The 11,296-nt window shown below is 41.3% G+C and carries 13 protein-coding genes; 8 read left to right on the top strand and 5 right to left on the bottom strand.

Features of this window, described 5'->3' with window-relative positions; genetic code table 11:
* Positions 1-140: 140 nt before the first annotated feature.
* Positions 141-839, bottom strand: coding sequence for a single stranded DNA-binding domain-containing protein (locus O9332_RS17795; protein ID WP_043999192.1), 699 nt, complete (start codon positions 837-839; stop codon positions 141-143).
* Positions 840-928: 89 nt separating this feature from the next.
* Here O9332_RS17795 and folD point away from each other — a divergent pair, with 89 nt between their 5' ends.
* Positions 929-1,786, top strand: a complete 858-nt coding sequence (gene folD / locus O9332_RS17790; RefSeq protein ID WP_002760599.1) for a bifunctional methylenetetrahydrofolate dehydrogenase/methenyltetrahydrofolate cyclohydrolase FolD — start codon at positions 929-931, stop codon at positions 1,784-1,786.
* Between the two features lie 101 nt (positions 1,787-1,887).
* Here the strand turns inward: folD and O9332_RS17785 are convergent, their stop codons facing one another.
* Positions 1,888-2,451: a Uma2 family endonuclease gene (locus O9332_RS17785; RefSeq protein ID WP_002760600.1), complete on the bottom strand. Its 564-nt coding sequence runs from the start codon at positions 2,449-2,451 to the stop codon at positions 1,888-1,890.
* A 132-nt stretch (positions 2,452-2,583) separates the two neighbouring features.
* Complete coding sequence (locus O9332_RS17780) at positions 2,584-3,147, bottom strand: Uma2 family endonuclease (RefSeq protein WP_288026658.1); 564 nt, start codon at positions 3,145-3,147, stop codon at positions 2,584-2,586.
* 230 nt (positions 3,148-3,377) lie between these two features.
* Between O9332_RS17780 and O9332_RS17775 the strand changes: the two genes are divergently transcribed.
* From O9332_RS17775 to O9332_RS17760, 4 genes are all read left to right on the top strand, one after another.
* The gene (locus O9332_RS17775; RefSeq protein ID WP_002760602.1) at positions 3,378-4,025 is read left to right on the top strand and encodes a hypothetical protein; all 648 of its coding nucleotides are present in this window, start codon (positions 3,378-3,380) and stop codon (positions 4,023-4,025) included.
* Positions 4,026-4,096: 71 nt separating this feature from the next.
* Positions 4,097-4,348: a BolA family protein gene (locus O9332_RS17770; RefSeq protein WP_002737239.1), complete on the top strand. Its 252-nt coding sequence runs from the start codon at positions 4,097-4,099 to the stop codon at positions 4,346-4,348.
* 225 nt (positions 4,349-4,573) lie between these two features.
* Complete coding sequence (locus tag O9332_RS17765; RefSeq protein ID WP_288026655.1) at positions 4,574-5,869, top strand: P-loop NTPase fold protein; 1,296 nt, start codon at positions 4,574-4,576, stop codon at positions 5,867-5,869.
* Positions 5,870-6,030: 161 nt separating this feature from the next.
* Complete coding sequence (locus O9332_RS17760) at positions 6,031-7,473, top strand: tetratricopeptide repeat protein (protein ID WP_288026653.1); 1,443 nt, start codon at positions 6,031-6,033, stop codon at positions 7,471-7,473.
* A 116-nt stretch (positions 7,474-7,589) separates the two neighbouring features.
* Here the strand turns inward: O9332_RS17760 and O9332_RS17755 are convergent, their stop codons facing one another.
* Positions 7,590-8,189, bottom strand: coding sequence for a sulfite oxidase-like oxidoreductase (locus tag O9332_RS17755; protein WP_288026651.1), 600 nt, complete (start codon positions 8,187-8,189; stop codon positions 7,590-7,592).
* A gap of 181 nt (positions 8,190-8,370) precedes the next feature.
* The gene (gene rpmF, locus O9332_RS17750) at positions 8,371-8,553 is read right to left on the bottom strand and encodes a 50S ribosomal protein L32 (RefSeq protein ID WP_002760610.1); all 183 of its coding nucleotides are present in this window, start codon (positions 8,551-8,553) and stop codon (positions 8,371-8,373) included.
* Positions 8,554-8,742: 189 nt separating this feature from the next.
* On the opposite strand from rpmF, the gene O9332_RS17745 reads away from it, so the two are divergent.
* The 3 genes from O9332_RS17745 to O9332_RS17735 all read left to right on the top strand — a co-directional run.
* Positions 8,743-8,922, top strand: a complete 180-nt coding sequence (locus O9332_RS17745; protein ID WP_288026649.1) for a hypothetical protein — start codon at positions 8,743-8,745, stop codon at positions 8,920-8,922.
* Between the two features lie 17 nt (positions 8,923-8,939).
* The gene (locus tag O9332_RS17740) at positions 8,940-10,904 is read left to right on the top strand and encodes a M48 family metalloprotease (RefSeq protein ID WP_002760611.1); all 1,965 of its coding nucleotides are present in this window, start codon (positions 8,940-8,942) and stop codon (positions 10,902-10,904) included.
* 160 nt (positions 10,905-11,064) lie between these two features.
* The coding region (locus O9332_RS17735) for a DUF4164 domain-containing protein (protein ID WP_288026647.1) at positions 11,065-11,296 on the top strand (232 nt) is incomplete at its 3' end.

Genomic DNA, 11,296 nt, shown 5'->3' with positions numbered 1-11,296 from the left:
GACAGGACTAAGGTTATTACTAACCCGCACCTGTAGGGTTATAAAGTTATCAAGGTACTACATTTACCAAGCGGCTAATCCTCTAAACGTCTTACTGTCTAGTTTCTAGCCAACGAATCGCACCACACCCCACACCCTAGCTATTTCTCGTTTTGTTTATGGGGTAAAAAGAAAGCATCGAGGGGATCTTGGACGGGTTTAATCACTGTGGGGGGTTTGGGGGGAATCGCTTCCGCGACGGGTTGCACGGGTGGATTGGGTTTAACGGGGGTAACGACGGGAGTTTCTGGGGGTTTTGTTGCGGTTGCGCTGGGAATTGTCACCTGTCGGGGATTTTCCAGGGGTTTAGTGGAGACCGGGGGAGAATTATTTTCTGGGGGTTTAACTTCTGAGGTGGGGGAAGGTTTAATTTCTGGGGACGGAGAAGGAGTGGGAACCGAATTAACTGCTACTGCATCCATCTGTTCTAATTCCACCACATACAATTCGTTAACGGTTTGGGAACCCTGGGGAATAGCTTCAAAGTCAATTTTGCCCTTAATGACGATTTCTTCGCCTTGACGGGGTAATTTATTGCTATTGGTGCGAATCCAAATCTTACCAGACTTATCCTGCAAAAGATAGGCTCCTCCCGCTAAAAAAGGGGCATAATTGCTCACGGTTCCCCTAAGATAAACTAAAGTGCCTTTTGGTTTTTCCTGTAATTGCTCGATCGCTGTTAGGGGAGGATCACCGATGTAGGGAACGGCAATACCGAGGTCAGCAAGGGTACTACAACCGAATAACCCTAGCAATAATAATAAACTGCTGATGCGCGCTACACGAGTCTGAATAGACATTCTTGCTTTAACCTTAACGAGTGCCATTAGCCAATCTTTTTGACCATAGAATAGATCCGAAAGATTTTTGTTCTCGGTATTATCATAGAATGTCCGTAACTACTTGCCAAATTCTCGACGGGAAAGCCTTAGCTCAAAAAATCCAACTTGGTCTAGGAGAGCGCATCCAGACGCTAAAATCTCCAATGGGACGACCTCCGGGGTTAGCGGTGTTGATGGTGGGGGATAATCCCGCTAGTGCCGTTTATGTCCGCAATAAGGAGAAAGCTTGTACTAAAATCGGTATGGCCTCTTTTGGTCGTCATTTTTCCACCGATACAAGTGAACTAGAAATTTTAGCGGAAATTGTCCGTCTCAATCAAGATGAGCGGGTGGACGGGATTTTAATTCAATTACCCTTACCTAAGCATTTAGATGCGGTTTCCCTTCTCTACCAAATTGACCCGAAAAAAGATGCTGATGGTTTACATCCTCTCAATTTAGGCGGTTTAGTGCGGGGTGATGACTGTATCCGCAGTTGTACTCCTGCGGGGGTCATGGCACTGCTGAAAGAATATAATATTCCCATAGCCGGTAAGCACGCGGTGGTGGTGGGTCGCAGTATTCTAGTGGGGAAACCTTTAGCTTTAATGTTATTGGAGGAAAACGCTACGGTAACTATTGCTCACTCGCGCACGGAAAATCTGGCAGAAATAACCAGAAGTGCCGATATTTTAGTACCTGCTGTCGGTAAAGCCAATTTAATCACTAAAGATATGGTAAAACCTGATGCGGTAGTGGTGGATGTGGGTATTAATCGCGTCGCTGACCGTTTGGTGGGCGATGTGGACTATGCTGGGGTTTTAGAAGTGGCTAGTTATCTTACTCCTGTCCCCGGGGGTGTCGGTCCGATGACGGTGGCAATGTTATTACAAAATACCTTGTTAAGTTACGAACGCAAGTTATAAATCCGCAGCTACCAGCTATCAGCTGTAGCTGTAGGATGGGTTAGCGGTAGCGTAACCCATCGGGGTGTTGGGTTTCATGCTTCAACCCAACCTACGTTCATCTAAACTCCTAAAATTTCTGCAATAGTGAATTCTATATCGGGAAATGATTCAATAAAAATACTTTCACATCGATAATATTTCTGAATAGCTTGATAACTACCCTGCAGCGGATAGCGATAAACTTCTACAGATTCTTCCTTGAGATTGACAATCCAAACTTCTTGAATATTTGCTTCCGCATAAAGAGGGATTTTAGTATAGCGATCATAATCGAGGGTAGAATCGGAAACTTCAATAATTAAATAGATATCTTGAGGACAAGGATGGGCAGCAACATAAAAATCCGATCGAGGTATTAGTAAACTTAAATCTGGTTCTGGTTGAGAATTATTATTTAATCTAATCGGATTTTGCACTCCTAAGAGAATAAGACCGCCAAATTTTCGATAAAATAACTGTGTTAATCGATAAATACTGGCAGCATGACGGGTTCCCATCGGTGACATTTTGATAATTTCTCCTCGAATTAATTCCACTTTTTCATCGGGTTTGATTATTGCCTGGGTTGCCATTTTTTCGTATTCTTCCACCGTAAACTTACGGGTAATCAGTGATAAAGACATTTTAACTAAACTCCTAAGATTTCTGCAATAGTGAATTCTAAGTAGGGAGGCACAATCATTTGTAGGATGGGTTAGCGGTAGCGTAACCCATCGGGGCGTTGGGTTTCATGCTTCAACCCAACCTACGTTCATCTAAACTCCTAAAATTTCTGCAATAGTGAATTCTATATCGGGAAATGATTCAATAAAAATACTTTCACCTCGATAATATTTCTGAATAGCTTGATAACTACCATGCAGAGGATGGCGATAAACTTCTAAACATTCTTCCTTGAGATTGACAATCCAAACCTCTTTAATATTTGCTTCTGCATAAAGAGGAATTTTAGTATAGCGATCATAATCGAGGGTAGAATCGGAAACTTCAATAATTAAATAAATATCTTGAGGACAAGGATGGGCAGCAACATAAAAATCCGATCGAGGTATTAGTAAACTTAAATCTGGTTCTGGTTGAGAATTATTATTTAATATAATCGGATTTTGCACCCTGAGAATAATTTTCTGTCCTAATTTTTGATAAAGTAATTGTATTAATCGATCTATACCAGCAGCATGACGGGTTCCCATCGGTGACATTTTGATAATTTCTCCTCGAATTAATTCCACTTTTTCATCGGGTTTGATTATTCCCTCGGTTGCCATTTTTTCGTATTCTTCCACCGTAAACTTACGTGTAATCAGCGATAAAGACATTTTAACTAAACTCCTACTTTCTCTTTATTCTATCTGGACAGCCTTGCAAGGGGGGAATTATCGGTGTTTAAACCATTAATCGGGGGGATAAACTAACTTTTTGGGGACTTGTACTGATTCTTCGGGAAAAATCAGCGCTTGCCATGGCGACAAAACCGCTAAATCTAACGTCTAGAAAGCTGGGGTCGGATCGAAACTGCCCCAAAAAAGCTACTATAGGTCAGTTGTCGATGTTAGAAAAAATAGCCGTTCCCATCAGGAACATTAAGTCGAGAAATTTTATGGTTAAGCGAAAACAGCCTTATAGTTTAATTTATCTGCTCACTCTGGTGATCGGTTTAGTCATAGCGATCGCACCTGACGGACAAGCACAAACCCCCGACTCTAACAATCCCACCAGCGATCCTAACGAATTAAAACCCTTAAATCAAGCCGATAGTGTCCTGAGTCTTCAGGGGGGACAACGTTTAGTGGAAGAAGCGAACGCCGCTATTAATGCCGCTAAATACGATGTCGCTGTGGACAAACTCAATCAAGCGCGCCGGATTTTTAACCAACTATCTAACTATCATCTGCAATTAGCTAATAGTTTCTCAGGAATTGACCCGAAAGTATTCGATTCTCAGCGTCAAAGTGCTTTAAACACCGGACAACTGCGGGATGAAGCCACCTATCAGCTTGCTTTGGTCCATAGGGCGCAAAATCAGCCAGAATTGGCGGTTCCTTTGTTAATTCAGGTGATTCAATCCCAAAACCCCACCAGTGAATTAGGACAAAAAAGCTATCAACAACTCTACGAGATGGGATTTGTCAGTACACCCATCTCCGCACCGACTCCCACCTCCGCAACTCCTAACAACTCCCCCCCACAGCAGTAAATTTTGTCCCCATTGACGAGCTTTCGGTAACAATGGGATCAGAGTATCTTTAATTCTTTTGAGGAGTTACGATGGTTGACTTTCGCCAAGTAGAAGCGATGATTCAAGAACAAATCCCCGATGCACAGGTGATGATTCGGGATTTAACGGGAGGTGGCGATCATTTGGAAGCGGTGGTTATTTCTGGCGAATTTGCCGGCAAAACCCGCGTTAAACAGCATCAAATGGTTTATGGCGCTTTACAATCGGCACTGGCTACCGAAGCCATCCATGCTTTGGCATTAAAAACCTACACTCCCGACAGTTGGGCAGCAGAAAAATAACAGTTATCAGTTAAGTAGGTAGGTGTTAAAAGTTGTCAGACACCCCCCTTATCAAGGGGGGATTAAGGGGGGATCCCCCCGCCTATCGGCACCCCCCTTATCAAGGGGGGCAGGGGGGATCCATCTTCAATTTAATTATAACTACTTATCAGTTATTAGTTAATTTTTTTCTGGTTTTCTTTGTGGCTAATTATCTTCACAACACACAGTCTAATTTAATTACTCATGGTTAGTCCTTTACTGGAACCCTTTCGAGAAGCCTATCGCAATTTGGAACTTTTACCCCTGCGATCGGATAAAGAATTACAGCGTTTTGCTGTTAAATACGGCACAGAAATTATCGATGAATTAGAACAATTGGTCGAAGATAGTCCTTCGGAAGACGGAAAAATTATTCTAGCAGGACATCGGGGTTGTGGTAAGTCAACCCTACTCTATGAATTTAAAAGAAAGTTAGATGATCGCTATTTTGTTGTTTTCTTCTCGATCTCAGACTCGATCGAAATGTCAGACGTAAATCATGTTAATATTTTATTCTCGATCGCCGTTCAGATGATGTCAGAAGCGGAAGCCCAAAATTTAACTATTAAAGATTCTATTAAAAAAAGCTTTTATCAATGGTTTGCTGAACAAATTCGCACCGAAACCAATCAAGCAGATGCCACTATCGAAACAGGTTTTAACTTTTCTGCTTTACTAGCTCACATTAAAGGAATTCTCAAGATTAATTCGACTATTCGTCAGGAAATCAAACAAAAGTATGAGCGGAGAATTACCGATTTAGTTGCCCAAATTAACATTATAGCTAGTGCGATCGAGTCCCAAAGTCAGAAAAAAATCTTAGTAATTGTTGATGACATTGATAAAATTGACTTAGCACAGGTAAGGGATATTTTTCAATCCCATATTAAAGCGATTATGTTGCCCGGTTTTCGGATTATTATGACTATTCCGATCGCCGCTTTAAGAGAGGTAGCTTTAAAGGCAACTCTCCAAACAGAAACCAACGATCAGATCGTGCAAATGCCTGTATATAAACTCTTTAAACAGGGAGACATTAATTCACCTAATGCTATACCCGATCCGCAAATTATTGCTACTTTAACCGAGATTATCACTAAGCGCATCGATCCCGCTTTAATCGATCCTGACACCCTCGAAAAAATTTGTCTTTATAGTGGGGGAGTGTTACGAGAATTAATTCGCATTACTAATGATTGCTGTCGGGTTTGTTTGCGATCTGTTCGTCGTTATCCCGATGATAATAACCTAAAAATTGATCAAGCTGTTTTAGAACAATCAATCACAGAACTTAGTCTCGATTTTGCTGAAAGTATCGGTACAGCAGATGAGGAAATTATTAAAACTGTTTATGAAAAGTCAAAACCGAAGGATCTCAAGGATCAAAATTTTCTAGATCTGCTGCATGGTTTATATATTTTGGAATACCGCAATGGCGATCTCTGGTATAACGTGCATCCGATTGTGGTTGAGTTAATGAAAAAAAGAGGAACAATTTGAATGGGATAAGTAAGTAGTTATAATTAAATTGAAGATGGATCCCCCCTTGATCCCCCCTTGATAAGGGGGGTGCGGATCACTCCTTGATCCGTAGGGTTGATTCATGAATCAACCCTACCTAATGGGGGTATCTGACAGTTTTTAACACCTATCCACTTATTATGAATAATGAAACATCTTCAATTATTGACCAAAATGAAAGAGAATACGAAGGTTTAATCGTCTCTCTAGAGGCAAATCAAGAGAGATTAAATATATTAATTTGTGTGTGTGATCAGGAAAAATTGCGAGAAGAAATTATTGATCGCTATAGCAAAGAATTAGAACCAGTAATCCCTTGTTATCGGATTGATTTAGATCAAAAAGAACCGAGTTTAAGAGCAGCAATTGCTAGTTTAGTCTCCAGAAAACCAGAGTTATTACAAAGCAAAAACGCTGTGATCACAACCACAGGAGTGGAAAAATTACACTCGATCGAATGGCAACGGGAAAAATCGGAACTAGATAAATTTTTTGGTTATCTGCAATGGACAAGGGAAGGACTGCGAGAATTTCCCTATTCCATTGTTCTTTGGGTAACAAGCACAGTGGAGGTAAATTTACGCAAAAAGTCCCCCGATTTTTGGAGTTGGCGAAAAGGAGTTTTTCGCTTTATTTCTCCTCCAAGTAACTTTTTACCTTCTCAGGAAATTTTACCAATTTTACAATCTTTTGACGAAATTACTATAGATAAAGATATTCCTTCAATCTCTAAGGAAGACTTGTTAGAACTAATCGAGCAAATCGAGGTAAATAAAGGCAAAAAAGAGCCAAGACTAGCGAGTTTATATGCCAGTTTAGCTAAGATTTATAACCTTCGTTTATTATATCGATCACCATTGGTAGATTATCGTCAGGAACAACAGCTTGCGATCGAGTATTATCAAAAAGCGATCGATTTACAAACAGAGTTAAATCTAGAACTTGATTTAGTTGCGAGTCTCGACTCATTAGCAGGTATTTACTATTCCCTAGGAGAAGACCAAAAAGCGATCGAGTTTTATCAACAGTCCTTAGCAATCTTTCAGAAAATCGGAGATCGATCGAGAGAAGCAGATTCTTACAATAATTTAGGCAATGCTTATCATTCCCTAGGAGAATACCAAAAAGCGATCGAGTTTTACCAACAGTCCTTAGCAATCTTTCAGGAAATTGATGATATAAGGGGAGTAGCGTATTGTTACAATAATTTGGGCAATATTTACAATTCCCTAAGAGAATACCAAAAAGCGATCGAGTTTCATCAACAGTCCTTAGCGATCAAACGGGAAATCTCTGATATAACAGGAGAAGCTTATTCCTATCTAGGTTTGGGGAATGTTTACGGTTCCCTAGGAGAAGACCAAAAAGCGATCGAGTTTTATCAACAGTCCTTAGAAATCTTTCAGGAAATGGGGTATATCATAGGAGAACCAAAGACTCTGTTTAATCTGGGACTTACCTACTATAAACTCGATCGTATATCGGAAGCGAAAGAAGCATATCTTCAAGCGCGGAAATTATTTCAAGCATTGGGGTTAGCAGGATATGTTCAAAAGTGCGATCAGGCAATTCGGCAATTATAATTAACCAGTTGCGATCGAGTAAAAATTTGTTGCTTCCCCCTTGACTTTTGCTTGTTTTAATGCTATGACTTACTGGACTTGATTGCTTATCTCACCCGATTTTAAGCCAAAACTGGTTAAAAACCGCCATAACGTTCCTCTAACCAGGGATCACCTCGTCGATGGTAGCCATTACGTTCCCAGAAACCCGATTGCTCTCGATCGAGAAATTCTAAGCCATTAATCCATTTAGAACTTTTCCACGCGTAGAGATGGGGGACAACTAAGCGCAGCGGACCACCGTGGTCGGGGGGTAAAGGTTGACCAAACAATTGAAAAGCGAAAAAATTATCCTCGTGCAGGAATTCCTCTAGGGTCAGGTTAGTGGTATAACCGCCATAACAGTGTTGCATAACGTGGGTAGCTTCCGGCAGCAGGTCAATTAAGGTGATAAAATCCGATACCTTAATTCCCGTCCAAGTCACATCTAATTTTGACCAACGGGTGACACAGTGAAAATCCTTGGTAAATTCCCACTGCGGTAGGGCCATAAAATCCGACCAGTTAAAAATTTTAGTCGTGGCCACCTTTCCCCAAACCTTAAATAACCATTCCTCGGTCTTGATTTGGGGAGTATCCCCGTAGGTAAGCACAGGAAAACCACTAGCGAGATATTGGCCCGGGGGAACTCGGTCTTGATCGGGAGATTCTGGTTTTTTAAAGAATTTGCCTAACATTAGTTGAGACTCGCAACGAAAACCCTAAACAAATCTTAAAATATTAGGGAGCGAAAAGGTTTTCTATACCTCACTCCCCACTATCAAGTTATTACACCGTCCTAGACCTTGAGGACATTTATTCGGTGTTAACAGCGAACTACAGCCAAATTTTTCTGGTAACTGATGACCGATAGGAATATTATTCCTCGTCTTCCCCTTCTTCTTCCTCTTTAGTGGGATAGACAAAGCTGTTAGAACGACCAGAAAGGACAGATTTACCCAAAGATAAGGCTTTTTGCGCTTCCCGATCCGCTTGCTTTCTCCAGTGCGCTCTCCGTTGGTCGCGCTTGGCATTTGAGGTTTTCTTCTTGGGACAAGCCATAGTATTTTAACGATAGTTATAGACTCACAACCTTTCTATTCTACTCCCTATTTCCCTAATCGGCTCGCTAACTTGTCTGATTCCCTTGATCGCTACTGCCCAAAATATTGATAAAACTTAATAATTATCATTGGCTTACCTATTTATGTTTAAAATTCTATATAACTATGTAGTCAAGTAATTTCCATCATGGTAACTACCGTCGAACCCAGAGTTTTAAGTTCACTGATTACTGTTTACTGTTTACTGTTTACTGTTTACTGCTCACTGAAAAATCCCCCACACCCCCACACCCCCACACCCCACACCCCCACTTCCCCAACTCCTTTAATCTTTCCTACGATTTTGGGTATCTCTAAACATAGATAAACAGCTAAGGGATATCTATGTCACTGGAAGAAGGATTAAAATATCTACGCCTAAAGGATTACGCAAGGGCCGTAGAATTACTGGAAGAATATTGCCAACAGTCAGCTAATTTTCATTCTCCCTTATATATTCGAGCTAAAATGGCTCTTGCTCGGGCCTATCGCAGCAATAATCAACGGCAACAAGCGATCGCCCTAGCTCTGGAATTAGAAAATCATCTTGATCAGGAAGTTAGTCAGTGGGCCAAACGATTACTGACAATCTTTAGTGCTGAACAAAAAACCATCGGTATTGCCACTAATGGGGTCAAATTTCGAGCGCTGCCCAAGGCAGCACGAGCAGCACGGGTAAGTGTCCGGTTATCCCGGACTATCCCCGAAAATAGACTTATTTTTGCTAAACTATTGACAATTACGGCTTTTTATGCTATAGCATTTGGTCTTTTTTTTGTAATTACCCGTTTGCTGCTCATCCCTGCGGGGACGGGTGTAATTATTGCCTTGCTCTTGACCGGTTTCTTAGGCGGACTCATCCTTTTTATCGCCCCGAATCTAATTGATTGGACACAAAAACGTCTTTATCGAGTGCGTTGGGTGTCCTTAGCGGAAATTAAACGGTATAGCCCGGAATCGGCGGCGGTAATTGGGCGTGTATGCCGAGAAAAAGGGTTAAAACCGCCAAAACTAGGCATTATCGAAGACGGACAGCCCCTCGCTTTTACCTATGGCTCTCGACGGGGTAATGCTCGCTTAGTAGTTAGCAGAGGTTTATTTACCTATCTCGACGATGAGGAAGTAGCGACGGTATATGCTCATGAATTAGGGCATATTTGGCAGGGAGACTTTGCCCTGATGACTATCTGTGCTAGTTTCGACCATTTAAGCTGTTATCTCGATTCTTTTGCCCAAAATCAAGGTAATAATTTTCAAGACACAGTTTTTCTAGCCCTTCTCTCATCAATTATCACTATTTTTAGGCCAATTATTGTTTTTTGCTGTCTTTATCTGTCTCGTACTAGAGAATACTTCGCCGATCATTTTGCTGCCCAAGTTACTGGTAATCCCAATGCTTTGGCCCGCGCTTTAGTAAAAATTGCCTTTGGTTTAGTCCAAGAAACTGCCCAGTTTAGTCCCCTGTCATTCAGTACAAATGTATTAAATATTGCCCTGGAGCAGGATGCGATCATTGCCGGTAACGTTTATGGTATCGCATTGGAGTCTCGCCGGATCGGACAGAGTTTTCTCTGGGATATATATAACCCTTGGGCAAAATGGTTAGAGTTGCAATCTAATCATCCCCTGACTGGTGAAAGGATTCGCGCTTTAACTAACTATGCCCGACAGATGGATCTAGATATAGAATTTAGTCTGGGGAAATTATTATGTCAAGAAATGGAATTAGATTCCAAGAAACTCTATCAAAACTTTTTTCTACGACTGTGTTTATATTATGCTTCGGGACTAGGCTTTATTATTGGGGTTGTCATAGCTGATTTTCTTTGGCTGAAATTTAGCTCTTGGGGTGCATTGGGCCTAATTTTAGTCGGTGGGGGTTTGGGTATAATTATCAATCGATTAGCCAGTTATCCTCGTCTCAACAATGCTAGTTTCAGCGATATTTTTTCTTTAACCGATAATCCTTGCAGTCATCCCCTCCCAGCTATCCCCGTCCGACTCCGCGGTGAGTTAATTGCTCAAGGAAAGAATTTCTTTCTTAAAGATAGCACTGGCATAATTCCCCTCGCTCCTAACTATCGTTTTGGTTTTTGGCATAAAATCAGGACTACTAACCCCCCCATGGCAGCAATAAACAATACATCTGTACAAGTTCTCGGTTGGTTTCGTCGCGATTTATCTCCTCGTCTGGAATGGAGTCAAATAACTCACTCTGGCGGAAATATTCGGTTTTATCCCCGTTTTTGGCCTTTGGTTAGCGGTTTTGGCTTATTAGTCTCCGGTTTAATTATCGCAGTCACATTTTAAGCATCGCAAAAAACTGCCACTTCATCCCTTTTCTAGTTTTAGGTACTTGCTTGGATAGTACCCAATCTTTGAGCGGCAATCCCTAAAATCCTCAAGTCTCAGACCATGAAAACCCTTCATAATTAAGATAGTCGCCAGATAAGTCTAGAAGTATAGCAAAATGTCTAACGAAACTGTCACCTATTCCCTAGAAGCTGTCTTGACCAGGATTGAAAGTAAAATCGACAAAATCGATGAACGTCTCACAAAATTAGAAATCGGACAGGCCGAACTCAAAGCAGAGTTAAAAGGCGATATTAAAGTATTAGACGAGAAAATCGAGGGATTAACGGTACGGGTTGGTTATCAGGAATTTACCAACCGGGGGATTCTGATAGCTTTGGTGGTTGCTG

This window comes from Microcystis sp. LE19-10.1B (assembly GCF_027530565.1).
In the GTDB taxonomy this organism is placed as follows: domain Bacteria; phylum Cyanobacteriota; class Cyanobacteriia; order Cyanobacteriales; family Microcystaceae; genus Microcystis; species Microcystis aeruginosa.
The sequence above is the reverse complement of the archived record's forward strand: the minus strand, read 5'-3'. Positions and strand labels throughout refer to the sequence as shown.